The following is a 26783-nucleotide window of genomic DNA, read 5'->3' on the forward strand; positions in this document are numbered from 1 at the left end:
ACGAGCTATATGCTGATTAGGGAGTGGTAGACAGATGGATCAACAAGCAGAACTAAAGCGTTTACGCGATGAACTTGATTTAGTAAACGCTGATTTACTAGAATTAATCAACAAGCGGGGCGAAATCGCCGTCGAAATCGGTAAAGTAAAACGTGCGCAAGGGCTTGACCGTTACGACCCGGTACGTGAACGTCAGATGCTTGAGTCGATAGCCGAAAATAATCATGGTCCTTTTGAAAATGGGCGCCTTCAGCATATGTTCAAAGAGATTTTTAAAGCGTCACTTGAACTACAAGGGGAAGACCGGACACGTAAATTGCTCGTGTCACGTAAACAAAAACCAACGAATACGATTATCCGTGTTGGAGATGATGTCATCGGTGACGGATCCCAACAACTGATTGCTGGACCTTGTGCCGTTGAAAGTGAGGAACAAGTTTTTGAAGTAGCCGCACAGCTTGCAAAGCATGGTGTTCGCTTCATGCGTGGCGGGGCATACAAACCACGGACATCGCCTTACGATTTCCAAGGGCTCGGTTTAGAAGGATTGAAGATGTTAAAAAAAGCAGCAGATGCGCATAACTTACATGTCATTACCGAAATTATGACACCGAGTGCCGTTGAATCTGCTTTACCATATGTTGATATCATTCAAGTCGGTGCACGTAACATGCAAAACTTCGATTTGTTAAAGGAAGTCGGGCGTACGAACAAACCCGTTCTTTTAAAACGTGGTCTTTCAGCAACACTCGAAGAATTCATGTACGCAGCTGAATACATCATGGCGAGCGGGAACGATCAAGTCATCCTATGCGAGCGCGGTATTCGTACTTACGAACGCGCGACACGGAATACACTTGATATTTCTGCCGTTCCTATCCTGAAGCAAGAAACGCATCTTCCTGTCATGGTCGATGTCACACACTCGACAGGACGAAAAGATATTCTTTTACCGACGGCGAAAGCTGCATATGCTGTTGGGGCGGATGCCGTCATGGTCGAAGTGCATCCATTCCCCGCATTGGCACTGTCTGATGCGAACCAACAACTTGATTTTAAAGAATTCGATGCGTTCGTCGAAAACTTAACGTCAACTTTTCCGGCACTAAACGTTCAATGATTTTGTAAAAAGGGTAACCTATAGCGAATGAAAACGTTTTACAATGAAGGAAGAATGGGAAAAGAAAGATATCTTTTCCTGTCTTCCTTTCGTGTTGTCTAAAAATGAAAATGAGAATGAAAACGAAATGATTGTTTAAATAAGGAGGAATTTGCTTTGAACAGTAATATTACAATTTATGATGTAGCACGCGAAGCCGCTGTTTCGATGGCGACTGTCTCCCGGGTAGTTAACGGAAATCCGAACGTCAAGCCATCCACGCGCAAGAAAGTCCAGGATGCAATCGATCAACTCGGGTATCGCCCAAATGCCGTCGCACGTGGACTCGCAAGTAAAAAAACGACAACGGTCGGAGTCATCGTACCGGATATCTCAAATATTTTCTTTGCCGATTTAGCACGTGGGATTGAAGATGTCGCGACGATGTACAAATACAACATCATTTTATGTAATTCCGATCAAAATCGTGAAAAAGAAATCCATCTCTTGAATACGTTGCTCGGAAAACAAGTCGATGGCATCATTTTCATGGGTGGACGCCTTCATGAAGATTTAGTCCGCGAATTCAAAACATCCCCTGTGCCGATCGTATTAGCAGCGACGCTCAATCAAGACTATGATCTTCCTGCTGTCAACATCGATTACGAGAGTGCGGCATATGACGCCGTCAAATCATTGATCGATCATGGACATAAACGGATCGGGTTCATCACGGGTCCACTCGAGCAACAGATTAACGGTGAGAAGAAATTTGCCGGGTACCGTAATGCCCTGGAAGAAGCCAATCTTCCGTTTGACGAACAAAATGTCGTTTTAGGAAACTACACGTATGATTCAGGAATGAAGGCAATGAACCAACTGCTTGAACTCGGTGAGGAGTGCCCACGTGCAATCTTCGCTGGGACGGATGAAATGGCTCTCGGTGTCATTCATGCCTTACAGGACGCAGGTCACCGTGTTCCTGAAGACTTCGAAGTCATCGGACACGATAATACACGTCTCGCGACGATGATTCGTCCGAAGCTGACGACTGTCGTGCAACCGATGTATGATATCGGAGCAGTTTCGATGCGTCTGTTGACTAAAATCTTGAATCAAGAAGAAATTGAAACAAATGATGTAACGTTACCGCACCGGATTGAGCACCGGGACTCTACACGTTCATGATGTTCAAACAAAAATCGTCCTCTTTCCTAGTCGAGTCTAGGAAAAAAGACGATTTTTGTTTTGTTCTAAATTATTTAAGGTGTCACGGTAATAAGTTGATCTTGATGGTGATGCAACTGATCATTTTCAACATGAAGCCGGACCGTCGTTTGACCGGCTTGTGCTAATTTAACTTGACCGACGTACATATCGTCTTTCAACGTTAGTGGAATGTACGTATGTTTTTCGACACCTTCTTCGATGACTTCGACTTGGACATCTGCTTTTAAGACTTCACCCTTTTCAAAAATATGAAACGAAACGGGGAGCGTCGCACCTGCCGTGACTTTCGTTGCCCCCATATAGTGAACGGCAAGATTTTCGCTCGAAGCATGATCATGATCGGCATCGTCGTGTGAAGCTTCTTCATGCGAATGATCCATTACAGTAAAAGAAATTTTATCCATGTGATGTAGACCCTTTTTATCATTGATATGATAGAGTCCTTCGTATTCACCTTCAGCGAGTGTTGCTTCTGCTTGGTAAGAACCCGTTTTTTTCAAAGAAGCTTTAATTTTTTTATGAGCAGTATCTTTTTCATCTGCTTTCCAAATCTCGAACGTCACATCTTCTACATTGACTGCTTTTTTATCTTCGACAGCAGTTGCTTTAAATATGACCTTTTCATCAGCCATCGTTTTTGCTGGAACCTCTACTTTGACGTCGACTGCCGGTTTCCCACTACCTTGCATCGCGTCGTGGTCCATCGCTTTTTCTTCGCTATTGTTGCATCCTGCAAGAAATAGACCAGTTGCAAGTACGGCAACACTCATCCCCATCATTTTCTTCATGTTCAGTCCCCCAATTATTCATTTACTATGTAAAGTATTGAAACCTTATTTAGTATACCAATAACTTGTGAAATCCGAACGAAGTATATGTGAAAAGTACAGGACAATTTTTAATCACTCGAGTAGGGTGAAGCTTCTGATAAACGGTCTTTTTTCGCGTCATCGATAAATGGCCATAGGAGTCGTTTAACGGTTTCCCAGTTTTTTTCCTCGATTTCAGGTCGACGGGGAATCGAAGGATACACTGGCAATTGATCTGCCCACGTAGTCGGAACCGTCGTGCTCTGTTTTGTCCATCGCTCAATCCAGTCTTTCGGGAGGTCCCCACTAAATGGTGCACGATTTGTCAAAGCTGCGAAGACTTGACTCCAGGCGCGGGGAACGACACGGTACCAATCGTATCCTCCTCCGCCTAAAGCGACAATCCGGCCTTTCGTATAACGGTTTGCTGCTTCGACAGCGATTTGCGGAATTTGTTCATAACTTTTCATCGTGAGCGACAAGTGAGTCAATGGATCAAGCGCGTGGGCATCGGCACCATTTTGCGTAATGATCAAGTCAGGTTGGAACAACTCACAGGCTTCGAACAAGGCAGTCCGATAGGCGAGTAAAAACGAAGCGTCTTCCGTAAAAGCATCAAATGGAATGTTCCAACTGAAGCCATAACCCTCTTCAGATCCGCGCTCTGTCACCATACCTGTCCCCGGGAAGAGATAACGTCCTGTTTCATGCAGTGACAGCGTCATGGCATCGGAACGATTATAAAAAGCCCACTGGACACCATCGCCATGGTGCGCATCGGTATCGACATAAAGAATACGACACGCATATTTTTCAATCATCGCCGCCATGGCGACTGCTGTATCGTTGTAGATACAAAAGCCTGAAGCACGACCACGAAAACCATGGTGCAGACCACCCGCGATATGAAATGTCCGTTTATATCGTCCGGACAAGACGAGTTCGCAAGCCTCAATTGTTCCACCGACGAGTAGTGCGGCACCTTCATGCATGTCAGGGAAGACGGGTGTATCTTCTGTTGCGAGCCCATACATCTGTGCCTTCATTGGTGTCAGTTCACCTTGACCCGCCAGCTTGACGGCTTGAATATAATCGGCATCATGTACGAGTCGTAACTCCTCATCCGTTGCGCGACGTGGTGCGATACAGTCGACGTCCTTGAGTGCCCCCATCGTCTCTAAGAGAGAGACGGTCAAGTCCAGTCGAATTGGGTTGAAAGGATGTGTATCGGAAAAACGATAATTCGTTTCTTCCTCACTGTAAATATAAGCAAACTCTTTCATCGGCTGACGTCGGGACCGAGTACATCGAATCCTTCCTTCCGTAACTTTTCGATGATTCGAATCGGATTCATCGTCTGGACACGAAAAGCGACGATGCGGACATACGGATCAGGCGTAGGATACACGAGGACATTTAAGATATTGATATTCGTTTTGGCGAGTAGATTCGCAATCTTTGCTAATGTACCCGCTGTATTTTCAACACGCACTTCGATTTGTGAGCTCGGCTCGAGCGCTCCTGTTAATTGAACGAATGTCCGAAGCAAATCGGTTTCTGTCATTAAGCCGACGAGACGCCGTCCCCGAACAATCGGTAAGCAAGATAAGCGATGTTCATAAAATAAAATCGCGGCGTCTTCAATGAAATCAAGCGGGTGTGCCGTGATAGGAGTTTGTTGCATGATACTTGAAACGGAATTTTGTTGATCAACGTGAAGGGTATCTGGATGAAAGACACTGCTTGCACTTTGGAGCTCTTTTAGACCGATGAGACCGACAAGTTCATGACGGGCGTTTGTCACGGGAATATGGCGAATCTCATGACGTTGCATCAATTCTGCGGCATGCGCAATAGAATTTGTTGGTTGAATCGTAATACAATTCGTCTTCATGATTTGTTCGATTAACATGCTATTCCTCCTTTAATCGTACATGAAGCGACGGCGGAGCCGTAAAGCATCGAAATGAGCGACGACTTCTGGTGCGACATGTTTCCCGATACGTGCCATTAAACAATTAGCCGGATGCGATGCAATCTCTGGATCATCGGTCGGGAAAAAGACGAGGCCCCCGTGGTTCATCATCTTTTCCATGATTTTTCGATAGTCCCAAACAGATAGTCCACTGCCTTTTAAATCCCAATGCCAGTAATACTCGGTCGTCAAGATTAAGTAGTTTTCCATGGCCGGATCGAGCATCGATACTTCGAGAAGCTTTTTACCAATCTGTTGACCGCGAAAACGAGCAGACACTTCAATCGCACCTAGCTCTAAAATATATGGATTATTTCCTTCGCTCCATGTCTCATAAGGATCAGGGTAAAGGAATGTGACATAGCCGATGATTTCTTGATTTTGCCTGGCGATAATGATCCGTCCTTCATCTAAATCTGCGATTTCAAGGAGCGCTTGATGCTGCTCTTTCGGTTGCCTGAAGGCAGTTAAACCATCATCGAGGAGGTAAGTGGCGAGTTGTTTACTTGCGACAGGTCCTTCGATTTCAACTGGACCGAGCGATGTTTCATGAGTACGATGATTGAATTGTTTTTCAAACATGTAAGCGTCACCACCTTTCTCTTTATTATAGCCGAAGCGAGTTGCGGAAAGAGAGGGATTTTTTAACAAATTAACGGCAATCGATTGAACTACACCATAACTAGCTTATAATGGAGAGGAGTATAGAGAAGGGGAGGAACGAGAGATGAAAGTTTTGAAAGCGCTTCCGGGTAAGCATTGGTTATCCGACTATAATGAATCGGCGTCATACGATTGGCAAGAAGCGGAACAATATTTTTCATGGGCAACGACGGGGAAAGTCAATATGGCCCATGAAGCAATTGACCGTCATGCTGAAGGTGAACGAGCGAATAAAAAAGCTCTGATTTACTTTGATGGAACGACGGAGCAAACTTTTACGTATGCTGACATGAAACGTTTGACGAACAAAGCGGCAAACGTTTTGACGGATGCTGGAATCAAAGCAGGAGACCGAATTTTTATCTTCATGCCACGTTCGCCAGAACTTTATTTTGCGTTGCTCGGTGCCTTGAAAGTCGGAGCAATCGTCGGTCCGTTGTTTGAAGCCTTCATGGAACAAGCTGTACGCGACCGCTTGCTTGATTCTGAAGCAAAGATGTTGATTACGACGAAAGCATTATTACCACGTGTTCCGCTTGAAGAGTTATCGACACTCGAATCCGTCTTTTTAGTCGATGAAGACATCGAGACGACAGATCGGCTACTGGACTTCCGGGCAGCGTTCGAGTCCGCGTCAGATGTGTACGAACCGGTTTGGCTCGACCGGGAAGACGGTCTCATCTTACATTATACGTCTGGGTCGACGGGAAAACCAAAAGGGGTCTTACACGCTCAAAATGCGATGATTCAACACATGATGACCGGACGTTGGGTTCTTGACCTTCAGGAAGATGATATCTATTGGTGTACAGCAGATCCGGGCTGGGTGACGGGGACGAGTTATGGGATTTTTGCCCCGTTCTTAAATGGTGCGACGAATGTCATCGTCGGTGGTCGGTTCAATCCGGAGTTTTGGTACAGTGTCATTGAAAAATACAAGGTAACGGTTTGGTATAGTGCACCGACCGCATTCCGGATGCTGATGGGTGCCGGCGCAGACGTCGCACAAACACATGACTTGTCGAGCTTACGGCACGTGTTATCGGTTGGGGAACCGCTCAACCCAGAAGTCGTTCGTTGGGGAAAAGAAGCATTCGACCAACGCATCCATGATACGTGGTGGATGACGGAAACAGGGGCAATGATGATTTGCAACTATAAATCGATGGACATCAAACCAGGGTCGATGGGGAAACCGATTCCTGGGACAGAAGCTGCAATCATCGATGATCAAGGGAATGAGTTACCTCCGTTTAGAATGGGCAATTTAGCTTTGAAAACACCGTGGCCATCCATGATGCGGCAAATCTGGAATAATCCACAAAAGTATGAATCATACTTCTTCAAAGGATGGTACGTTTCAGGAGATTCTGCATATATGGATGATGAAGGATACTTCTGGTTCCAAGGACGCGTCGATGATGTCATCATGACGGCAGGAGAACGGGTGGGACCGTTCGAAGTTGAAAGTCGTCTTGTCGAGCACCCGGCAGTTGCAGAAGCCGGTGTCATCGGGAAACCGGATCCAGTACGTGGTGAAATCATCAAAGCCTTCATTTCGTTACGAGACGGCTATGAACCGACTGAAGAATTGAAACAAGAAATTCAGGCGTTCGTCAAAGAAGGGCTTGCAGCACATGCGACGCCACGTGAGATTGACTTCCGAGACAAGCTTCCGAAAACCCGGAGCGGTAAAATCATGCGCCGCGTCTTGAAGGCGTGGGAGTTAAATCTTGAAGCGGGTGACCTCTCGACGATGGAAGAATGATGTCAGAGTAAGTGACGTATAGGATTGACTGTTCTTGAACTACCAACGATGCTTCGTTGGTAGTTTTTTAATATGAACAAAAAAACGAAGTTCACTGTTACGTGAACTTCGTTTTTTTGAATGGCTTCATTCAGTTTTTTTGTTGTCTTCTTTTGCTTTCTTTTCAGCATCAGCCTTCGCCTCTGCTTCTTTCTTCTTAGCCTCCGCATCGGCTTTCGCCTTGTCGTCAGCCGCTTTTTTCTTAGCCTCTGCATCAGCTTTCGCTTTGGCATCGGCCGCTTTTTTCGCGTCCGCATCGGCTGCTTTATCTTCAGCAGCTTTCTTTTCAGCGTCAGCTTTTGCTTGCGCTTCAGCGTCGTCTTTCTTCTTCGCGTCTGCTTCTTTTTCTTTTGCCTCGGCCTCTTTTTTCTTTTCTTCAGCGGCTTTTTTCTTCGCTTCCGCTTCTTTTTTCTTTTTATCTTCTTCTTTGAATGAACCTGAGTTCTTGAAGTCATCTGCGTCTACTGAAGCCGGTTGATTGAAGCGTGCACCTGACTTGAAGTAACTGTTGTTCGCAGCATACGTTGCATTTGCCATCTGTGCCCACAGGTTCTGGGTACGTTGGTAATATGTCGTTGCACCCATCAATGAGTTGTTTTGATCATGCCCCGTCCAAACCGCCAGTGTAACCCCTGGTGTTGAAGCAACGAGGTAAGAGTCCTTAATTTCGTTCGTCGTTCCGGTCTTACCGGCCCAATCGCCAGGTACTTTTAATAACGAGTTCGCATAACGAGCTGTTCCGTTATCAAAGACACCACGCATCATATCAAGCGTTAAATAAGCCGTACGCTCTTCGTAGATTTTTTCTTTTTTCGATTTAGCTTTATAGATGCTTTTCCCGTCTTTCGTAATCTTCGAGATGATATACGGTTCGACGTATTCACCGTAGTTCGCGAGCATCGCATAAGCACCAGCAAGCTCAACCGGTGTGATTTCCATCGTTCCAAGAGCAGCAGATGGTGCGTACCGGATGCTGTCAGGAACTTTAATACCCATGTCGACTAGTTTTTGAATCGAGTTCGACATATTCATTTTTTCGTAAATCTTCACGGCTGGAACGTTGAGTGAAAGTTCCAATGCCTCACGGACCGTCACATTACCTCGGTAACGCCCGCCTTCATTGTTGATTGGGTTGTCACCTGGTTGACGTGGAACCGTTTGATAATAATACTTTTCATCATTAACGGTCGAAGCCGGTGTAATCAAGCCGTTTTCGATACCGTTCGAATAAACAAGAATTGGTTTGGCTGTCGAACCGATTTGACGTTTTGCCTGGAACGCGCGGTTGAAATCATCCGCCGTTCCATCCGTGTAACGTCCACCGACGAAGCCTAAAATACGACCTGTCTCATTTTGAATCATGACAGCAGCCGTTTCTTCTGGATCTTTTTTCGAGACCGTTTTTTTCGTTTTTGGATCAACGACTTGCGTGTATTGTGGAGAAGCAGGGAAGTTGGCAGCATTTTTAGCCGGTGCCTGCATCGCCTCGTGAATTTTCTTATCAAGTGTCAAGTGAATCTTGTATCCGCCTTGACGCATGGCAACTAAAGCCTGTTCCTGATAGTTTGCTTTGACTTCTGCGAGTTCGGATGGTTTTACTTCATCTTCTTTGACGCCATCCTTTTTCATGAAATAGCTCGTCATGATTTTCAAAGCTTCTTTTTCAGCAAGATCGTAAACGTACGGGTACGTATCACGCGAACGTGTTGACGTTTTGGCGAAGTCTTTTGTGATATCGTATTTGACGGCTTTTTCATATTGCTTTTTCGTAATGTTTTTTGCGACATACATCCGTTTTAGAACAGTTTTCATCCGGTTCGTACTTGCTGTCAAATCTTCTTTGACGACACCACCTTGAAGGTAGGGTGTGTAATAATACGGGTTTTTCGGAATGCCTGCTAAGAAGGCTGCTTGTGGTAATGTCAGTTTTTTCGCGGATTTATTGAAGACACCACGAGAGGCGGCTTCGATTCCGGCAATATTTCGTCCGAGAGAGTTTCGACCGAATGAGACAACGTTTAAATAGGCTTGTAGAATTTCATCCTTCGTCATCGCATTTTCGAGACGAAGTGCTAAGATGATTTCTTTTGCTTTCCGTTCGAATGAAACTTCATTCGTTAAAATTTGGTTTTTAATCAATTGTTGTGTCAACGTACTGCCACCCGTCCGAGAAGACGAGTTCGTTAACTCCTGTAAGACTGCCCGGAGTGTTGCTTTCGGTACGACGCCATCATGTTCATAAAAATCGACATCTTCCGTCGAAAGAACAGCGTCTAGCAGGTAAGGTGAAATTTCTTTGATGTTGACCGGTTGACGTTCTTCATCTGTTGAAATGTTCGTCAACTTTTCGCCACTGCCCCAGTAAATTTCACTCGTAATGGCATAACTATTAACTTGTTGCTTCATTTCCGTTAATTCTGGTGCTTTTGTATCTTTGACGAGCGAAGCGAAATAGCCGCCTGCTGCACCGACAGAAAAACTCCCAATCAGTAGGACAGCAATGATGAGGAATAAAATGATATTCCAAGATACGTCATATGTGATATTCGACCAGTGCCGAACGGCTTTCGTTCGGGGATGATTCCAAAACTTGGACCAGTTCTCGCGCATAAATGATCTCCTTTACATCTTAAACTTGGGTGTAAATTAACATTAAATCACAGATAGACGTATTATACCACAACTGAAACGTGACAATGTCTCTTGACAGTCGATTCTACTTCGACGTATCATGAAAACATCTTATGAAAAATATACGAAAAAATCAGCTGTGATTGGAATTAGTAATGGAACGCTCCCTGTATCAGAGACCTAGTGGTGCTGCGAACTAGGACATAGCGTGTTCATGAATTACGTCTCCAGGAGCTTCTTGAGAAATCAGGCGGACCGTCCCGTTATCGACGATCTAAGTGGCATGTGTTGCATGCAATTAGGGTGGTACCACGGAATATTCCGTCCCTTCGTTCAGTCGGAGGGGCGGTTTTTTTATACAATTTTTTTAGGAGGAAAACAGATGACGTTACTTGAGGATTTAGAGTTTCGCGGCCTAATCAGCCAAATGACAGATGAAGAAGGTATTAAAGAACTCCTGGCAAGTCCGACAACACTGTACACGGGATTCGACCCGACAGCAGATTCATTGCATATCGGACACCTGTTACCAATTCTCGTTCTACGCCGTTTCCAAGAAGCGGGGCACCACGTGGTCGGTCTCGTCGGTGGCGCAACCGGGATGATTGGAGATCCAAGTGGGCGGTCGACAGAACGATCACTGAACACGTCGGATATCGTCGAAGAATTTGCGAACCGCATCAAAGGGCAATTATCACGCTTTTTACCGCTGGATGGCGAAAACCCTGTGACGATTGCGAACAACCTGGATTGGACAAAAGATTTAACGATCATCGATTTCTTACGCGATATCGGAAAACACTTCCCGATCAGCTACATGCTAGCGAAAGACTCTGTTGATTCACGCCTTCAGAACGGGATTTCTTTCACAGAGTTTTCGTACATGCTATTGCAATCATTTGATTTCTTAAAGCTATATGAAAACGAAGGGTGCCGACTCCAGGTCGGCGGAAGTGATCAGTGGGGAAACATTACAGCAGGGATGGAACTGATCCGACGCGTTGGTCATGAAGAGAAAGCATTCGGCATCACTGTACCACTCGTCACGAAATCAGACGGGCAAAAATTCGGGAAAACAGCAGGCGGGGCAGTGTGGCTCGATGCCGAAAAAACGACACCGTACGAGTTTTACCAGTTTTGGTTCAACGTCGATGACCTTGATGTCGTCAAATTCCTGAAATACTTTACGTTCTTGACACACGAAGAACTGGAAGGATTGCAAACGGAAGTGGAAACGGCACCTGAAAAACGGATTGCCCAGCGCCGTCTGGCAGAAGAGATGACGAAACTTGTCCATGGCAGCGAAGCGCTTGAACAAGCGGAGCGAATTACGAAAGCACTCTTCAGTGGTGACATCAAAACATTGCAGGCGGCTGATATCGCAGATGCCTTTAAAGGGATGCCGCGCTTTACGCTTGGTGAAGCAACGAATCTCGTCGACGTACTCGTCGAAGCGAAAATCAGTCCGTCGAAGCGTCAAGCGCGAGAAGACGTGACGAATGGCGCAATCTACATCAATGGAGACCGTGAACAAGAGTTGACGAAAGAGATCACGAAGCAAGATGCGATTGGTGACTTCACGATCATCCGTCGTGGGAAAAAGAAATACTTCGTACTTGAACATGCGTAAGTGATATAACAAAAAAGAACGCTGACGAATGCTCGTCAGCGTTCTTTTTGTTTAGGCTGTTCTAAAAATACGGAGTGGTAATAAACGAACGGCGATCGTCGTGGCAAGTAACGCTTTTAGCGTATCACCGATGATAAACGGGACATTAATGACGAGGGCATCCATGAATGATAAATGTAGGACGAGCATTAAACCGAATGTTCCGAGTAAGTAAACGAGACCGAGTCCGAAAACGACCATTCCAAAAAACAATGGGATGAAGCGAGTCGTTCGTTCGGCGACATAGCCGATGAAGAAGCCGGCAATCGGGAAGGCGACTAAATACCCTACGGTCGGTCCGACGAACGGCGCAAGACCACCTTTGCCTCCGAGAAGTGGTAATCCGGCAGCAGCGAGCAGCAAAAAAATCAAGACGGCAAGCCCGCCACGCTTCGCACCGAGAATGGCACTGACCGTCATGATGGCGAGCATCTGGAGTGTGATCGGTACAGGTCCGACGAGTTGAAGTTGTGGTAGTAAACTAATGGCTGAGATGATTGCAGCACCGAGTGCAGTAAATGTAAGATCTTTTGTTTTCATGATGGATGAGGGCCTCTTTTCTTTTTTTTGTGTTAACCAATATAAATAAAAGGTTAACACAAAAAGAAAATGATGCAACTACTATTTTTAAAAAATGTTAAAAGGACACAAAAAAAGCACCCACCGAAGTGAGTGCTAAAAACAACAGATTAACGTGAGTAGTACTCAACGACGAGTTGTTCTTGGATTTGATCGTTCAATTCAGAACGCTCTGGAAGACGGACGAACGTTCCTTCGAGCTTTTCAGCATCAAAAGTAACGAAGTCTTTAGTTGCTGGTGCAACTTCGAGTGCTTCTTTGATAACGACAAAGTTCTTCGATTTTTCGCGAACTGAGATCGTTTGACCTGGTTTCACGCGGAATGAAGGGATGTCGACGCGAGCGCCTTCAACTTGGATGTGACCGTGGTTGACGAGCTGACGAGCAGCACGACGTGTACGAGCCATACCCATACGGTAAACGACGTTGTCAAGACGTGCTTCAAGTAAGAACATGAAGTTCTCACCGTGGATACCAGGCATTTTGCCAGCATCGTTGAAGATACGGTTGAATTGGCGTTCGTTTACTCCGTACATGTGACGAAGCGTTTGCTTCGCTTGAAGTTGAAGACCGTACTCAGACATTTTGCGACGGCTGTTACCGTGTTGTCCTGGAGCGTACGGACGTTTTGCGATTTCTTTTCCTGTTTCAGTAAGAGAGATACCGAGACGACGTGAAAGTTTCCAAGCTGGACCTGTATAGCGAGCCATAATAAGACTCCTCCTTAGTGTTCGTTATTATTTGCATAAAAATAATAACGCCATCAAACCCACGTTACGCCCATTTCATGGTGTGGCACCCTCGCTTGATAGCAAAGTTACACGATGCCCCTCCGGCAAAGCCGAGTCATGAAATGTGATACGCAAGCGATTTGACCGCTATCGTTATCATTTCTGCACTTTTACAAGTATACGTCTGCTTATTCCTGCTGTCAATCAAATATGACGAAGAAGAATTTCGCTAAAGGCTTCAAGGCCGGCTTGATCGGTTTCGTCAAAACGATTCAGTTCAGGACTGTCGATATCGAGGACACCAATCGTTTTTCCATCTTTAATTAATGGAATGACGATTTCGGAATTCGTTGCCGCATCACACGCGATATGGCCTGGGAAAGCATGGACATCCATGACCAGTTGTGTCGTTTGATCTTCTGCCGCTGTACCACAGACACCACGACCGAATGGAATCCGGACACAAGCAGGTAAGCCTTGGAATGGTCCGAGAACGAGTTGATTTTGTTCTGCGTCCGTTAAATAGAAGCCGACCCAGTTCGTTCGATCGAGAAATTGACCAAGTAACGCACTCGCATTTGAAAGATTGGCAATTTGATTCGTTTCTCCAGTCAGTAAAGCATTAAGTTGCTTATTCAGCATGTCATATTGTTTTGTTCGGTCACCATCATACGTCGTTGTCTCAAACATCATTAAGATTCCTCCTGAAAAATCATATTTAATCTATCTTACCCGAGTTTTAAAGATGCTGACAAACAATTGATTTCTCGGCGAGACGCTGTAATCTGTGGAAGAAATCAGGAAAAGCCTTAGTAAATCTATGCAAATCGGTTGCGCTATACTATTATAAGGATAAGATAAAAAGCGAAATTGTTGATAAATGGAATCGCTTGATAGGGTGGAGGTCGTGACAAATGTGGGCATGGGTGATTGGTGTCATCGTCATCGTATTACTCGTCATGTTATTTAGCATGATTAGTCGAAAAAAATATTATACAAAAATTGACGAGCTAGATATGCGCAAACAGGGGATTATTAGCGCATCAATTCCGAAGGAGCTACAAGAATTAAAGCAGCTTCCGATGGCGGGCGAGACGGAGACGAAATTCACTTCCTGGCATCAGGCTTGGGAGGAACTGTTGACAGTCCACGTCGCGCAAATCGATGAAACATTGTATCGAGCGGAAGAAGGGCTCGATAAATATCATTTCCTTGCCGTCAAGAATGATTTAGAAGTAACGGAACAATTAATCGGTGAGCTTGAAGGGTTAATCGATGAGATGCTGCGTGAGATGGAGACGTTTAAAAATAATCAATCTGCATTGACTTCATTGAAAGCGCAAGGTGAGACAGATTCAGGTCAAGTCCGTAAATCGTTGCTCCTACAAGCGACGTCGTTTGGTCCGGCATTAGCGAAACTTGAAGAACGCAGTGAAGAAATCGATCAGTTGCGTACAGAAATGTCTGCTTTTGAGGAAGCAGGTGAAGTGACGAAAGCGTATGAAACAAGCCTTCAGCTTGAAGAACGAGTCGCACAGACGCGTCAATTAGTCGAAGTGATTCCGAATCATTGGAAAGTCCTGGCACATGAGTTACGTCAACGAATCGACCAATTGAGCGCCGGATATAATGAAATGACGCTGGATGGTTATCCGCTTGAGCCGCTTGGCATGCAGTCGGATATTAAACGATTTGAGGAAACACGCCTCAACCTAGTTAAAAAACTTGAATTTCTAGAAATGGACGATTTAGAAGAACGCGTCCAGCAACTTTCGGCTGATGTCGACCAAATGTATGATACGTTCCGTCGTGAAGTCGACGCGCGTCATCATGTAAAAAAAGAAAATCAAGTCTTGAAACAAAAAGCACTGCGGATGCGTGAAAAAGTCCATCAATTGGCACAAGAATTTAGTTCGCTCCGTGAACAGTATGAGATTTCAGCTGACTTAGGAGAGCATTACGAGTCGATTCAGCGCGATGAAGAGATGTTGTTTGGGGCAGCAAAGGATTTAGACGAATCCATCGCTAGCCGAATCATTCCGTTCAGCATGTTAGAAGATCAGATGCGTGATGCCATTCGGCTGGAAGAACAATTAACGATTCAATACGAACGGTTCAGTATCGAACTCCAAGCACTACGCAAAGAAGAGCTGGAAGTACGCGAACGCATCAATGAATGGCGTCATGCATTCTCTAGTGCCCGGTTACGATTAAAACGGCTCGGGTTACCGAAGATGCCGCAAGATGTCGAAGAAGCGCTTCAAACAGCGAGTCGTTCGTTACAGACGCTCGAGGCACGTTTTGAGGAGATTCCGTTTAATGTCGGTTACATCGTTTCGCAAAGCGAAGATGTCAAGTTGACGTTTAAACAATTGCAAGAACGGATAGATACATTAGTGTTCGAAGTCACTTATGCAGAACGACTTGTCCAGTACGCGAATCGTTTCCGTCGCAATGATAATGAGATACATATGTCGTTGACGATTGCTGAGACGAAGTTCCTCGCTGGCGATTACGAACGTGCGATTTTACTAGGGGAACGTGTCCTCGAACAATTTGATCCACAATCAATTGAACGAATCAAACAAGCATGTGCCAAGCAAGAAACGATTCATATGTAATCATCACTGACAACTCAGGGTGGCCGCCGCGGTCACCCTGTTTTCGTAAAAAAAAGGAGCGATTAAGATGGGAATACTTTATGTAAACGGAATCATTCGAACGATGGCGCATGAACATGATGTTCATCCGGCGATGTTTATCGAAGCAGGTCGGATTGTAGCCATGGGGGATGAGGGGAAGTTACGGCGACGTTTCGGTAAACGCGTCGAGTCGATTGAGAATCTGAATGGCAAAGCCGTCTATCCTGCCTTTACCGATGCGCACATCCACCTCATTGGATATGGCGAAGCGATAGGTCGTGTCGATGCTTCGCGTTACATGACGCTAGAAGAACTCGGACAGGCCTTTTTAAAAGCAGAAGCGATCAATGGAATTCATGTGGCAGAAGGCTACGACGAGACCAAGCTAGATCAAGCGCCAACAAAAGCTTGGTTGAATCAACTGTTCCCGACAGAACCAGCTTTACTAAAGCGGACGGATCGGCATACGGTACTCGTCAATGACGTATTGTTTGAACAATTGGGATATAAAGCATCAACGGTCATCGAGGGTGGGAAAATCGGTTTGCTCGATTCAGGGGAAGCAGATGGTTTTCTTTATGATGCAGCAATGGAACCGCTCTATGCGTTGCAAGCAGGATCGACGGAACGAAACAAATCATCGTTGCGCGCGGCAATCAAAGACTTATATCGTCATGGGATCGTGGCGGCACATACAGAGGATTTATCTTATCACGGTGCATTAAACGAAGTCTTATCAGCTTATAAAGAAGTGACGGAAGAAACGGGTTTTCATGCCCATCTTCTCGTGCATCATCTCGTCCTTGATGAATTCATTCAAGCAAACCCTGTTCTCCCTGACACGCTCTCAATTGGAGCGATGAAATTATTTGTCGATGGTGCCCTCGGTGGAAGAACGGCATTATTGCATCGTGGCTATTCGGACGACCCGACGACGCGTGGCATTGAAGTTCACTCGCAGGACCAACTTGAACAACTCGTGAAGCGAGCACGAAGTTACGGTTTTACTGTCGCGGCGCACGTCATCGGAGATCTTGCAATCGAACGTTTCGTGGATGTGCTTGAAAAGTATCCGGCTCCGAAAGGGACGCGCGATCGTATTATTCACGCAACGGTCGTACGACCTGAATTATTGGCACGGATTCGGAAGTTGCCCGTCTTAATTGATGTGCAACCGGTCTTCTTGTTAGATGATGCTGATTTTGCTGAAGCACGTCTCGGTTTGAAGCGTCTCGACTCGGCCTATCGCTTGAAGTCGCTAGCGGGCACAGGAGCCTTAATGTGTGGAGGCTCTGACGCGCCGATTTCAAGTCCCGATGTTCGCCGAGCGCTCTATGCAGCGACCGTGGGGAAAGCAGGGCGGATTAATAAATCGAACGAAGTTCTTTCAATGTACGAAGCATTGTTATTATTCACAAAAAATCCACATGTCGCAACAGAGACACATGGACGAAAAGGAATGTTATTGCCTGGATATGATGCAGACTTCGTCATCTTCGAAGAAGATTTTTATCGTCTTGCAGATGAACAGATTCTTACGAATCGACTAGTCGAAACGGTACAACAAGGAAAAACGGTCTATCGCCAGGAAGCATCTTTGACAACGACTTAAGAGGTTGCGTTCGTTCCGTAAATCCTCAAAAGGGGATGACTCATAGTCAGATGAACACCACCCCTTGTGACGGACGCGCTTCCTTTCCCCTCGGAGTCGAGGATGAACGTTTCCGTCCTCTATCAATCAAATGACCGATGATCCGCTTTTCGCGGTTTAAAGCGATTCAAGACGTTCTTTTCTGTACGTTCCTTAGGTGATAAAAAAACTTCCTTGTCCTTGGTGGACAGGGAAGTTTTTGTTTGTTTTATAAGAATGACCGTTGGATTTTATGCCAAAATGTATTGTTTGTTAATTTGACGGTTTTTAATTCTTTATCGGACAATTGGATGTCGACGGAGTCCGTTCGTTTTAAGCTTAACGCTTCATTGTCCATCCCGATGATCGGATAGTCGTTTCCGTCTTCGATGATGCGAAGCGATAATTTACGACCACGGTTCAAGAGGAAAGCCGATCCGAGCGTCCGGTAGCGGTTATTGTTGACGGATGCGATTTCGCTGACTTGGAGGCAGTGAATCAATGGATCGACGATTGCACCAGACAAGGACTTGTTATAAGCGGTCGATCCGGTCGGCGTCGAAATGACCATACCATCGCCACGGAACGTTTCAAATAAGAATCCATCAATGTAGACTTCAATTGCGAGTGATTTAATGATGCTCGATTTAACGGAACATTCATTGAGGCAAAGCATACCTGGCCCGCCATTGATCGATGCTTCAAGCAATGGATAACGTCGGACTTCAATTTCGCCATTCGAGACGCGATCGCCTGTTTCTTTGAAAATGGCTTCGACGGAGGACAGGTCATTAATGTCGAAGTCACAGTAAAAGGAATTTGGACCTTCTGCGAAACCGACATAGATGGCATCGTCACGGAAGCCTGTAAAGCGAGCTGCTTGAAGAAACGCGCCGTCACCACCGATTGAAACGATGATATTTGCTTGTTTATGATCCTGGACGACATTCAATCCGTATCGCTTGCCGACTTCAACTAATTTACGTACCTGCGTCTCGTGTCTTTGTTTATTTCGGTAATACAGGTAGACATTGTTTCGAGCCATGGTCAATTCCCCCTTGAAAGCGTTTCATGTACTCTTTCATTATAACTGTTTTTTCAGAAATCGGGAACCGATAGCTAGGAAGTTCGTCAGAAAGCTTGCGTTATAAGGCGAACCTTCCTATAGTAAGATTGAAAATGCATTTGAAAGACAACATGGGGAAATGGGGAATACACATGGCAACGTTTAAAGGAAATGATATTACATTACTTGGTACACAAGTTGAAGTCGGACAACAAGCACCAGACTTCGAGGTACTCGCTAACGATCTTTCGCCGGTTTCGCGCGATACATACAAAGGAATTCGTATGATTAGCGTCGTTCCATCGATCGATACGGGCGTCTGTGACGCTCAAACACGTAAGTTCAATGAAGAAGCAGCACAAATCGATGGCGTGACAGTGTTGACAATCTCAAACGACCTTCCGTTCGCACAACGTCGCTGGTGTGCCGCAAGCGGGCTTGATAATGTCGTAACATTATCGGATCACCGTGATTTATCGTTTGGGCATAGCTATGGCGTCGCGATTGAAGAACTTCGTTTGCTAGCTCGTTCGGTATTCGTTATTGGTTCAGCAAATCAAGTCGTCTATGTCGAATATATGCCAGAATCGACAGACGAAGTGAATTTTGATGCGGCGATCGCCGCAGCAAAAGCTGCGAAGTAAGAATAGTTTACAAACGACGTAAAACAGATACAATGGATGTAATGAGAAGAACGGCTCCCAGGAAATATGGGGGGCCGTTTCGTTTTGAAAGGATGAACTGACGATGGAAACATTAGAAAAATTATATAAGGAACTAACGCAACAAACGAGAAAATTAGAACGCGACCTTGATATGCCCTATTTAGAGGCGCTGACGGAGGTCATTGATCGCTTAAATGACCGCCATACTGAAAAAGTCGATCCAGAAGTCATTCGGAAATCTGTTTCGCTTGCTGTTCTCGAAGGAATGAAACAGGCACAACCGAATCATTTGCCAACACCGGACAGCGTTGCATTGTTTGCAGGTTATTTAATCGGGAAACTAATCAAGAAGGACGACGCTCGGTTACTTGATCTTGGTAGTGGAACAGGTGGGATGCTTCATGCCGTCATGAGTCAACTTCCGACGGGGACGGCAGCAGAAGCAGTCGAAGTCGATGAAACGTTAGTCCGGTTATCGGCTTCAATCACGGAATTACTCAATTATCCCGTCACTTACACGCATCAAGATGCACTCCGTCCTCTACTGTTAGATCCAGTCGATCTCGCGATGGCAGACTTGCCGATTGGTTACTATCCGGACGAAGAAGTATCAAAAGAGTATGTGTTAAAACGAGAAGAAGGAATGAGTTACAGCCACTTTCTTTTGATTGAACAGGCGATGAATTATGTTAAACCAGGCGGATTCGGTGTCTTTGTCATCCCGAATGGATTATTTGAGCACGATACGGAAGGGAAATTGAAGCAGTATTTTGAGACGAAGGCACATGTCGTCGGCATCTTGCAACTGCCATTAACCATGTTCAAGCAAGAACAGGCAGCAAAAAGTTATTTAATCGTCCGAAATCACCTAGCGGGAATGACGATGCCAAAACAAGCATTACTTGCTGAACTCCCGTCATTCACCGATGCACGTGCATTTGGTGGAATGGTGAAACAGATTGATGAATGGATTAATACAGAATTAAAATGAAAAGTGAAAAGTAATTGAATTCTATTGTTAATTTGACTATCCTAATGTAAGACAGAAAAAATAGAACACCCACACAGATGTGAATGTCTACTGATTTTGAATGGAAAAGGGGAAAATAGATCATGGCAAAAATTATGGCGGTAAATGCTGGTAGTTCGTCGCTTAAGTTCCAACTACTTGAGATGCCGAGTGAAACGTTAGTAGCAATCGGTTTAGTAGAGCGTGTCGGGAAAGACGATGCAATCTTTACAATTAAATATGGTGAAGGGCAAAAGTATACAGACGTCCTTCCGCTTGCAACACATAAAGAAGCAGTAGAACTCTCACTTGAAAAGTTGATGGAGTTTGGCATCATTTCTTCTTACGATGAAATCAAAGGTGTTGGACACCGTGTCCTTCATGGTAAAGAAAAGTATGCGGATTCTGTCGTGATTACGGAAGATGTCATTAAAGATATCGATTCCTATACAGAGCTCGGTCCACTCCACATCCCACCAAACTTGATCGGGATTCGTGCGTTCCAAGCAATCTTGCCGGAAGTCGAGCAAGTGGCTGTCTTCGATACGGCCTTCCACCAAACGATGCCAGAAGAAAACTTCCTTTACAGCCTTCCGTACGAATACTATACGGAATACGGCATTCGGAAATATGGCTTCCACGGTACGAGCCACAAATATGTTACGGAACGTGCATCTGAGTTGCTCGGACGTCCGCTTAAAGACCTTCGTTTGATTTCTTGTCACCTCGGTAGTGGGGCATCGATTGCAGCAGTTGCTGGCGGTGAGTCACTCGATACGACGATGGGCTTCACGCCACTTGAAGGAATTACGATGGGAACACGTTCTGGTTCGCTTGACCCGGCCTTGATTCCGTTCCTGATGGAGAAAACAGGGAAGTCGGCAGAAGATGTCTTGAACGTCATGAACAAAGAATCAGGAATCTACGGATTATCTGGTCTTTCAAGTGACTTACGTGATGTTGAATCAGCAGCAACGGAAGGAAACCATCGTTCTGAAATGGCACTTCGTATTTTCGCGAACCGGATTCATGGATACATCGGACAATATGCTGCAGAGATGAACGGCGTCGATGCCATCATCTTCACGGCAGGTGTCGGTGAAAACTCTGACTCGATTCGTGAGCGTGTTCTCCGTGGACTCGAGTTCATGGGCGTCTACTGGGATCCATCGCTTAACAACGGAGCGCGCGGAGAAGAACTCTTCATCAACTACCCGCACTCACCAGTCAAAGTCATCATCATTCCAACGAATGAAGAATTGATGATCGCACGTGACACAGTTCGTGTCGGTGGATTGATTGAACAAAATGCATAAGTACTAACATGCAGAAGGCCGGACGTCATGTCCGGTCTTCTGACTGTAGACAACGTGCTATCGGGAGATCAAGCGTCTTTTTTTGTTGCTTTCCTCGGGCGAGGCGCAAGCCGTTGCTCCTTGGATCCTAGCGGACAACGAGCAGGGTTTTGCCTGCCTCTGAACGTGCGTTAAACACGCACTTTTCCGTAGGAGTCAACGAAACGTGACGCTTTTTAGGGAATACCATGATGGAAATCCAGCATGCAGACACTTTAGAGCGAAATCCGCCTCGATATCGCATGTTCACGTTTCGTAAGAGTTTATCTACACGAAGGCCGGACATCATGTCCGGTCTTTTTTTGTATTGATAAAGCTAAAACAATGATTTTTTTAACGAGAACTTTTGTTCTTGTTTTTTAGTTATGTTACGGTCTTTGTCATATAACGTTCTGAAATCTGTCTTCATTTCAAAAATAAGTCGTAAATAAGGTTTGAAAACATAAATATGAGCCTTTTGTAACATAATAGTAATAGTAACGACATTTTTTTGTGGTCTATATGTAACGGCACTGCCCCTTTTTGTCATGTATATTAATCTCAGTTAACAAATCGGGAACAATTATGGAGGAGAGATTACATGATGAAACGAATACTCGCTAGTGTTTTAGCAATGTTGTTAGCACTCAGTTCGTTTGCAGGTCTTCAAGCAGAAGCTGCTACTAAAAAGAATGTTAAATCGTCGGTCAATAGCCTAGTTGTTCGTCAAAAAGCAACCACGTCATCGAAAAAATTAGGTCTTCTTTATAAAAATCAAACTTTACCGTACAAAGCAAAAACAGGTAACTGGTACAAAGTAAGCTACAAAGGAAAAACAGCATACTTAAGCGCACGTTATTCAAAGGTCGTCAAGAGCTCGTCTTCTAAAAAACAATCGTCAAGCGGTTGGAAAACACTAACAAACGTCAGTGCGACAGCTTACACGCCGTACGATCCGGGCAGTGGCAACTTGACAGCGATTGGTTGGAACATCAAGAGTTCGAAGAAAAAAGTCGTAGCGGTCGACCCGCGTGTCATCCCGCTTCGTTCGACGGTCAAAGTGTATTATAAAGGGAAATTAAAAGGTACGTACACGGCAGCGGATACAGGTGGAGCCATCAAGGGAAAAAAACTTGATATCTTGTACTACTCGCGCTCAGAAGCATTCAGCTGGGGACGTCGTAACGTCACCGTTAAATTTAAATAAGCACATCTATCCATCGGGCATCGGCTCGATGGATTTTTTTACGAAAAAAAGCACCCTCGTGAGAAGGTGCGGAGAAAATAATGAATTCAATTAAAGACGGACGATCAAAACATCACATTTGGCGTAACGTGTGATGCTTTCAGAGACACTACCGATGAAGAAACGTTCGACGGCATTCAGGCCGGTCGCACCACAAATGATTAAATCGACATCATGATTTGGAGCGAGTTTCTTCGCGATCGTGACTTTCGGTGAACCGTACTCGATTGCGACTTCCACATCTTTGACTCCACGTTCTTGCGCCGTTTTGACATATTCGTCTAATAATTCTTTTGCATAAGACTCGGCACGCTCTGTGATTGTGCGGTCATATGCTTCGACAGTCGCGAACGTCCGTGTATCGATGACATGGGCGATGACTAACTTGGCGTCATTTCGAAGTGAGACGTCGATTGCGGTCTCAAATGCACGTTCTGCTTCTTTTGATCCGTCAACTGCTACTAGTACGTTATGATATACGATTGCCATGATGAATCCATCCCTTCGTATTCGGCTGATACTACGTCCTTATTATACCATTCCCACAAATGGAAAGTGTTGAACATTGTTAGAGTTCTAAAAATTGTTCTTCAAACGTGAACATCGTAAGATAGAACAAGGTGAAAGGGGGCGATGCCAAGATGAGGCACGCGTTGATTACAGCAGGAACGAAAGGGCTTGGAGAAATGGTGACACGCCGTCTGTTAGACGAAGGATGGTATGTGACAGCATTGCACCGATCGAAGCCGGAGTTTGAACATGAACGTCTTTATCCAATTCAAGCAGATGTGACGAAACAAACCGAATTGCTTAAAGCAGTAGATGAAGCGATGGAAAAGCATGGGCGGATTGATGCATTGATACTTAATGCGGGACCGTATATTTTTGAACGGAAATCACTCGTCGATTATTCAGACGAAGAGTGGGACGAAGTCGTCGCAGGGAATTTGACGGCGAGCTTTTGGTTACTACGGAAAGTGATTCCAATCATGCGGGAGCAACGCTATGGACGTGTCATCACATATGGTTTTCCGGAAAGTGCGACAGCACCAGGATGGATTTATCGAGCTGCTTTCGCTGCTGCGAAGAGTGGGATGGTCAGCTTAACGAAAAGTGTTGCGTTAGAAGAGGCGGAGTACGGGATTACGGCGAATATGGTCAATCCCGGAAACATCGTCGGAGACAACAAGACGAAGTGGATTGATGAAGCAGTCGCAGACGATCAAACGCCTGTCGGCCGGACCGGTGTCGGGGGCGATATCGCCCGCGCCATTTCATTTTTACTTGCAGAAGATGCGAGTCTGATTACGGGTGCAATTCTCGATGTGACAGGTGGCGTCAACGTCGTTCATCAGTCGCGAAAATAAAAAAAGGTTAGCTCATCCGAAGAATTCAGTCGGTTGAGCTAACCTTTTTTAGTAGATGTTTAGTTGGCTTCGATTGATTGTAAGTGTTTCGGATAGCGCGTCAATGCTTCTGGACCGTCTGCTGTTAAATGAATGTCGTCTTCGATTCGAACGCCACCAACGTCAGGGACGTAGATGCCAGGCTCAAGTGTATAGACGATACCAGGCTCAGCTGTCAGAAGATTATTCGATGCAAGTGACGGGAATTCATGGACGTCGATTCCGAGACCGTGACCAACGCGGTGCGTGAAGTATTCGCCATAACCAGCCTGGTCGATGACGTTCCGTGCCGCTTCGTCGAGTGTACCGAGTGTGATGCCGACACGACTCGCATCTGTCGCTGCTTCAAGCGCGGTTAAAACAGTTTGATACATTTTTTCCTGTTCCGCGCTCGGAGTTCCATAAACGAACGTCCGTGTAATATCAGAGCAGTATCCTTTCCAAACGACACCGAGGTCAAACAAAACGAAATCGCCCTCTTTAATGACGCGGTCGCCAGGGACACCGTGCGGATCAGCGCTGTTTGCACCGAATAAGACGAGTGTATCAAAAGACATTTCGCGGACGCCTTTTTTCTTCATCTCGAATTCGATTTGTGCGATGACTTCGATTTCAGTTACGCCGGGGCGAATTGCATTTTTCCCGATTTCGATTGCTTCGTCTGCGAGTTGAGCGGCTTCGCGTAAAATCGTGATTTCTTCTGAATCTTTTTGGAGGCGTAATGCTTGGAGCTTATCTCCGATATCGAGAATTGCCGCATTTTCCAAACGAGACTCAAGCTCTTTGAAACGGCTGAACGTCATGTGTTCCCCTTCAATCCCGAGTCGGTTGTTTGAGACGGCGAACGAGCCGAGCAATTGCGCGATTTTGTCGAATGGATTTTCATGATCGGCATAAGTGACGACTTCACCATCCCATGGACTTGCTGCTACGATACTTGCTTCGAGTGCTGGGCAGAAGAGTGCTCGTTTTCCATTCGCGTCAACGATGACGGCCATGACACGTTCGTGTGGTTCAGCGTAGACACCAGAAAAATAGAATACACCGGCTTTTGAAGTAATCAAGGCGACATCGATGCCTGATTCTTTTAATACTTGGCTGATTTGATTCGTACGTTCTAACATCTTATTCCCACCTCTCTTATAGTCACTTTTCAGTATAACATCCTTGCTTTTGGAAAACATTTCTCGCAAATCGGACTAGTACACTTTTCATTCTTTCGAGTAGTACAGTATAATGACAGAAGAGTAGAATATAGGAAAAAGAAGGGATACAGCATGCCTACGAAACACGAACAGATCATCCGACACATTGAAGATCTCGATGTTGGCGCAAAAATATCCGTCCGGCAGATTGCGAAAGATTTAACGGTATCGGAAGGTACGGCATACCGTGCGATTAAAGAAGCCGAAAATCTAGGCTTTGTTTCGACGATTGAACGGGTCGGGACGATTCGCATTAAGAAAAAACAGAAAGAAAATATTGAAAAACTGACGTTTGCAGAAGTTGTCAACATCGTTGACGGACAAGTTCTCGGCGGACGGAACGGTCTACACAAGACGTTAACGAAATTCGTTATCGGTGCGATGAAGTTAGAGGCGATGATGCGATACATCGACGTCGATAGTCTCGTTATCATCGGTAACCGAGAAAAGGCGCATGAACTGGTTCTCGAGGCGGGAGCGGCAGTCTTAATCACAGGCGGTTTCGATACGACGGAAGATGCGAAGCGCTTGGCAGATGAAATGGAACTTCCGATCATTTCGACGTCGTACGATACGTTTACGGTTGCGACGATGATTAACCGGGCGATTTACGATCGCCTGATCAAAAAGGAGATTTTGCTCGTTTCCGATATTTTGATTCCGTTGCATGATACCTTTTATTTACAGACGAACGACCCGATTTCCAGATGGCATGAATTGAACGAACAGACGAAACACAATCGGTATCCTGTCATCGATGAACAGATGAAGGTCGTCGGCGTTGTCACGGCGAAAGACATCATTGACCGACCGCATGATTGGCCGGTTGAAAAAGTCATGACCCGTCATCCGATCACGGTCGGTATTCGGACGAGCGTGACGAACTCGGCGCACCAGATGGTTTGGGAAGGGATCGAAATGTTGCCGGTCATCGACCAGTACGGCAGGTTGCTAGGCATCATCAGTCGGCAAGATGTCTTGAAGGCGCTCCAACTCGCAAATCGTCAGCCGCAAGTCGGCGAAACGTTTGATGATTTGATTACAGGGCAAATCAAGACGGCGGAAGATGATCGTGGGCAGTACCTGTCGCTTGAAGTCTCACCGCAGATGACGAATTTCATGGGGACGGCGTCGAGTGGCGTCTTGACGACGCTGCTCGTCGAGGGTGCGACACGGATGTTGCGGCATATGAAGAAGGGTGACCTCGTCATCGAAAATGTCAGCATCTACTTCATCAAGCCGGTCCAGATTGAAAGTACGATTACGATTCGGGCAAATGTATTTGATGTTGGCCGGAAGTTCGGTAAAGTCGACGTCGAGATGTACCAAGGAACCCAAATTGTTGCGAAGGCACTTGTGACCTCACAATTGATCGACCGATAAATGA

Annotated in this window: 23 protein-coding genes and 1 other annotated feature; of the genes, 12 read left to right on the forward strand and 11 right to left on the reverse strand. The window is 45.6% G+C overall.

Annotated features, from left to right (window positions below; translation table 11 throughout):
* Nucleotides 1-34: 34 nt before the first annotated feature.
* On the forward strand, nt 35-1120 hold the full coding sequence (locus KNQ05_RS01930) for a bifunctional 3-deoxy-7-phosphoheptulonate synthase/chorismate mutase (protein ID WP_088837633.1): 1086 nt from the start codon (nt 35-37) through the stop codon (nt 1118-1120).
* Between the two features lie 156 nt (nt 1121-1276).
* Entirely contained in the window at nt 1277-2287 is a 1011-nt protein-coding gene (gene ccpA, locus KNQ05_RS01935; RefSeq protein ID WP_088837632.1) for a catabolite control protein A, read from the forward strand.
* Nucleotides 2288-2361: 74 nt separating this feature from the next.
* Here the strand turns inward: ccpA and KNQ05_RS01940 are convergent, their stop codons facing one another.
* The 4 genes from KNQ05_RS01940 to KNQ05_RS01955 all read right to left on the reverse strand — a co-directional run bounded on the left by KNQ05_RS01940 (nt 2362) and on the right by KNQ05_RS01955 (nt 5695).
* Nucleotides 2362-3117 (reverse strand): FixH family protein, encoded by a 756-nt coding sequence (locus KNQ05_RS01940; RefSeq protein WP_214804335.1) that lies wholly within the window; start codon nt 3115-3117, stop codon nt 2362-2364.
* A 110-nt stretch (nt 3118-3227) separates the two neighbouring features.
* Nucleotides 3228-4421, reverse strand: a complete 1194-nt coding sequence (locus KNQ05_RS01945) for an acetoin utilization protein AcuC (RefSeq protein WP_088837630.1) — start codon at nt 4419-4421, stop codon at nt 3228-3230.
* Complete coding sequence (locus KNQ05_RS01950; protein ID WP_088837629.1) at nt 4418-5050, reverse strand: acetoin utilization AcuB family protein; 633 nt, start codon at nt 5048-5050, stop codon at nt 4418-4420. Before KNQ05_RS01950 ends, KNQ05_RS01945 begins: the two co-directional genes overlap by 4 nt.
* Nucleotides 5051-5062: 12 nt before the next feature.
* Complete coding sequence (locus tag KNQ05_RS01955; RefSeq protein ID WP_214766586.1) at nt 5063-5695, reverse strand: GNAT family N-acetyltransferase; 633 nt, start codon at nt 5693-5695, stop codon at nt 5063-5065.
* Nucleotides 5696-5840: 145 nt separating this feature from the next.
* Between KNQ05_RS01955 and acsA the strand changes: the two genes are divergently transcribed.
* Entirely contained in the window at nt 5841-7544 is a 1704-nt protein-coding gene (acsA, locus tag KNQ05_RS01960) for an acetate--CoA ligase (RefSeq protein WP_214766584.1), read from the forward strand.
* Between the two features lie 126 nt (nt 7545-7670).
* On the opposite strand, the gene KNQ05_RS01965 is transcribed toward acsA, so the two are convergent.
* Nucleotides 7671-10193, reverse strand: a complete 2523-nt coding sequence (locus KNQ05_RS01965) for a transglycosylase domain-containing protein (RefSeq protein WP_214804336.1) — start codon at nt 10191-10193, stop codon at nt 7671-7673.
* Nucleotides 10194-10344: 151 nt separating this feature from the next.
* Nucleotides 10345-10546, forward strand: a binding site (T-box leader).
* Between the two features lie 50 nt (nt 10547-10596).
* Here KNQ05_RS01965 and tyrS point away from each other — a divergent pair.
* On the forward strand, nt 10597-11844 hold the full coding sequence (gene tyrS / locus KNQ05_RS01970) for a tyrosine--tRNA ligase (protein WP_214766580.1): 1248 nt from the start codon (nt 10597-10599) through the stop codon (nt 11842-11844).
* Between the two features lie 51 nt (nt 11845-11895).
* Here the strand turns inward: tyrS and KNQ05_RS01975 are convergent, their stop codons facing one another.
* From KNQ05_RS01975 to KNQ05_RS01985, 3 genes are all read right to left on the reverse strand, one after another.
* Entirely contained in the window at nt 11896-12423 is a 528-nt protein-coding gene (locus KNQ05_RS01975) for a biotin transporter BioY (protein WP_088837624.1), read from the reverse strand.
* 149 nt (nt 12424-12572) lie between these two features.
* A complete protein-coding gene (rpsD, locus tag KNQ05_RS01980; protein WP_026827721.1) occupies nt 12573-13172 on the reverse strand; it encodes a 30S ribosomal protein S4 in 600 nt (199 codons plus the stop codon).
* Nucleotides 13173-13397: 225 nt separating this feature from the next.
* Nucleotides 13398-13883: a GAF domain-containing protein gene (locus tag KNQ05_RS01985; protein WP_214769053.1), complete on the reverse strand. Its 486-nt coding sequence runs from the start codon at nt 13881-13883 to the stop codon at nt 13398-13400.
* A gap of 224 nt (nt 13884-14107) precedes the next feature.
* On the opposite strand from KNQ05_RS01985, the gene ezrA reads away from it, so the two are divergent.
* The gene (gene ezrA, locus KNQ05_RS01990) at nt 14108-15814 is read left to right on the forward strand and encodes a septation ring formation regulator EzrA (protein ID WP_088837623.1); all 1707 of its coding nucleotides are present in this window, start codon (nt 14108-14110) and stop codon (nt 15812-15814) included.
* A gap of 67 nt (nt 15815-15881) precedes the next feature.
* The gene (locus tag KNQ05_RS01995) at nt 15882-17447 is read left to right on the forward strand and encodes an amidohydrolase (protein WP_214804337.1); all 1566 of its coding nucleotides are present in this window, start codon (nt 15882-15884) and stop codon (nt 17445-17447) included.
* Between the two features lie 247 nt (nt 17448-17694).
* Here KNQ05_RS01995 and KNQ05_RS02000 read toward each other — a convergent pair whose 3' ends face one another.
* The gene (locus KNQ05_RS02000; RefSeq protein ID WP_029331162.1) at nt 17695-18510 is read right to left on the reverse strand and encodes an NAD kinase; all 816 of its coding nucleotides are present in this window, start codon (nt 18508-18510) and stop codon (nt 17695-17697) included.
* A 167-nt stretch (nt 18511-18677) separates the two neighbouring features.
* On the opposite strand from KNQ05_RS02000, the gene tpx reads away from it, so the two are divergent.
* From tpx to KNQ05_RS02020, 4 genes are all read left to right on the forward strand, one after another.
* Entirely contained in the window at nt 18678-19175 is a 498-nt protein-coding gene (gene tpx, locus KNQ05_RS02005; RefSeq protein WP_214805048.1) for a thiol peroxidase, read from the forward strand.
* A 103-nt stretch (nt 19176-19278) separates the two neighbouring features.
* Nucleotides 19279-20187 carry a class I SAM-dependent methyltransferase gene (locus KNQ05_RS02010; RefSeq protein WP_214804338.1) on the forward strand — a complete coding sequence of 303 codons (909 nt, stop codon included), beginning with the start codon at nt 19279-19281 and terminating at the stop codon, nt 20185-20187.
* A 122-nt stretch (nt 20188-20309) separates the two neighbouring features.
* Complete coding sequence (locus KNQ05_RS02015; RefSeq protein ID WP_088837619.1) at nt 20310-21521, forward strand: acetate kinase; 1212 nt, start codon at nt 20310-20312, stop codon at nt 21519-21521.
* A 619-nt stretch (nt 21522-22140) separates the two neighbouring features.
* Nucleotides 22141-22746, forward strand: coding sequence for a 3D domain-containing protein (locus KNQ05_RS02020; protein ID WP_029331158.1), 606 nt, complete (start codon nt 22141-22143; stop codon nt 22744-22746).
* Nucleotides 22747-22836: 90 nt separating this feature from the next.
* Here KNQ05_RS02020 and KNQ05_RS02025 read toward each other — a convergent pair whose 3' ends face one another.
* Nucleotides 22837-23274, reverse strand: a complete 438-nt coding sequence (locus KNQ05_RS02025) for a universal stress protein (protein ID WP_088837618.1) — start codon at nt 23272-23274, stop codon at nt 22837-22839.
* Nucleotides 23275-23426: 152 nt separating this feature from the next.
* On the opposite strand from KNQ05_RS02025, the gene KNQ05_RS02030 reads away from it, so the two are divergent.
* Nucleotides 23427-24152 (forward strand): SDR family oxidoreductase, encoded by a 726-nt coding sequence (locus KNQ05_RS02030; protein WP_088837617.1) that lies wholly within the window; start codon nt 23427-23429, stop codon nt 24150-24152.
* A gap of 59 nt (nt 24153-24211) precedes the next feature.
* Here the strand turns inward: KNQ05_RS02030 and KNQ05_RS02035 are convergent, their stop codons facing one another.
* On the reverse strand, nt 24212-25315 hold the full coding sequence (locus KNQ05_RS02035) for a M24 family metallopeptidase (protein ID WP_088837616.1): 1104 nt from the start codon (nt 25313-25315) through the stop codon (nt 24212-24214).
* 153 nt (nt 25316-25468) lie between these two features.
* On the opposite strand from KNQ05_RS02035, the gene KNQ05_RS02040 reads away from it, so the two are divergent.
* Nucleotides 25469-26779 carry a DRTGG domain-containing protein gene (locus KNQ05_RS02040; RefSeq protein ID WP_029331154.1) on the forward strand — a complete coding sequence of 437 codons (1311 nt, stop codon included), beginning with the start codon at nt 25469-25471 and terminating at the stop codon, nt 26777-26779.
* Nucleotides 26780-26783: the final 4 nt, after the last annotated feature.

It is taken from the genome of Exiguobacterium sp. s125 (assembly GCF_018618605.1).
Taxonomy (GTDB): Bacteria; Bacillota; Bacilli; order Exiguobacteriales; family Exiguobacteriaceae; genus Exiguobacterium_A; species Exiguobacterium_A oxidotolerans.

What these genes read in the sequence shown, in the direction of transcription:
- KNQ05_RS01930 (WP_088837633.1), top strand. Translation starts at nt 35, where the DNA reads ATGGATCAACAAGCAGAACTAAAGCGTTTACGCGATGAACTTGATTTA.
- KNQ05_RS01940 (WP_214804335.1), bottom strand. Translation starts at nt 3,117, where the DNA reads ATGAAGAAAATGATGGGGATGAGTGTTGCCGTACTTGCAACTGGTCTA.
- KNQ05_RS01945 (WP_088837630.1), bottom strand. Translation starts at nt 4,421, where the DNA reads ATGAAAGAGTTTGCTTATATTTACAGTGAGGAAGAAACGAATTATCGT.
- KNQ05_RS01950 (WP_088837629.1), bottom strand. Translation starts at nt 5,050, where the DNA reads ATGTTAATCGAACAAATCATGAAGACGAATTGTATTACGATTCAACCA.
- KNQ05_RS01955 (WP_214766586.1), bottom strand. Translation starts at nt 5,695, where the DNA reads ATGTTTGAAAAACAATTCAATCATCGTACTCATGAAACATCGCTCGGT.
- acsA (WP_214766584.1), top strand. Translation starts at nt 5,841, where the DNA reads ATGAAAGTTTTGAAAGCGCTTCCGGGTAAGCATTGGTTATCCGACTAT.
- KNQ05_RS01965 (WP_214804336.1), bottom strand. Translation starts at nt 10,193, where the DNA reads ATGCGCGAGAACTGGTCCAAGTTTTGGAATCATCCCCGAACGAAAGCC.
- tyrS (WP_214766580.1), top strand. Translation starts at nt 10,597, where the DNA reads ATGACGTTACTTGAGGATTTAGAGTTTCGCGGCCTAATCAGCCAAATG.
- KNQ05_RS01975 (WP_088837624.1), bottom strand. Translation starts at nt 12,423, where the DNA reads ATGAAAACAAAAGATCTTACATTTACTGCACTCGGTGCTGCAATCATC.
- rpsD (WP_026827721.1), bottom strand. Translation starts at nt 13,172, where the DNA reads ATGGCTCGCTATACAGGTCCAGCTTGGAAACTTTCACGTCGTCTCGGT.
- KNQ05_RS01985 (WP_214769053.1), bottom strand. Translation starts at nt 13,883, where the DNA reads ATGTTTGAGACAACGACGTATGATGGTGACCGAACAAAACAATATGAC.
- ezrA (WP_088837623.1), top strand. Translation starts at nt 14,108, where the DNA reads ATGTGGGCATGGGTGATTGGTGTCATCGTCATCGTATTACTCGTCATG.
- KNQ05_RS01995 (WP_214804337.1), top strand. Translation starts at nt 15,882, where the DNA reads ATGGGAATACTTTATGTAAACGGAATCATTCGAACGATGGCGCATGAA.
- KNQ05_RS02000 (WP_029331162.1), bottom strand. Translation starts at nt 18,510, where the DNA reads ATGGCTCGAAACAATGTCTACCTGTATTACCGAAATAAACAAAGACAC.
- KNQ05_RS02010 (WP_214804338.1), top strand. Translation starts at nt 19,279, where the DNA reads ATGGAAACATTAGAAAAATTATATAAGGAACTAACGCAACAAACGAGA.
- KNQ05_RS02015 (WP_088837619.1), top strand. Translation starts at nt 20,310, where the DNA reads ATGGCAAAAATTATGGCGGTAAATGCTGGTAGTTCGTCGCTTAAGTTC.
- KNQ05_RS02020 (WP_029331158.1), top strand. Translation starts at nt 22,141, where the DNA reads ATGATGAAACGAATACTCGCTAGTGTTTTAGCAATGTTGTTAGCACTC.
- KNQ05_RS02025 (WP_088837618.1), bottom strand. Translation starts at nt 23,274, where the DNA reads ATGGCAATCGTATATCATAACGTACTAGTAGCAGTTGACGGATCAAAA.
- KNQ05_RS02030 (WP_088837617.1), top strand. Translation starts at nt 23,427, where the DNA reads ATGAGGCACGCGTTGATTACAGCAGGAACGAAAGGGCTTGGAGAAATG.
- KNQ05_RS02035 (WP_088837616.1), bottom strand. Translation starts at nt 25,315, where the DNA reads ATGTTAGAACGTACGAATCAAATCAGCCAAGTATTAAAAGAATCAGGC.
- KNQ05_RS02040 (WP_029331154.1), top strand. Translation starts at nt 25,469, where the DNA reads ATGCCTACGAAACACGAACAGATCATCCGACACATTGAAGATCTCGAT.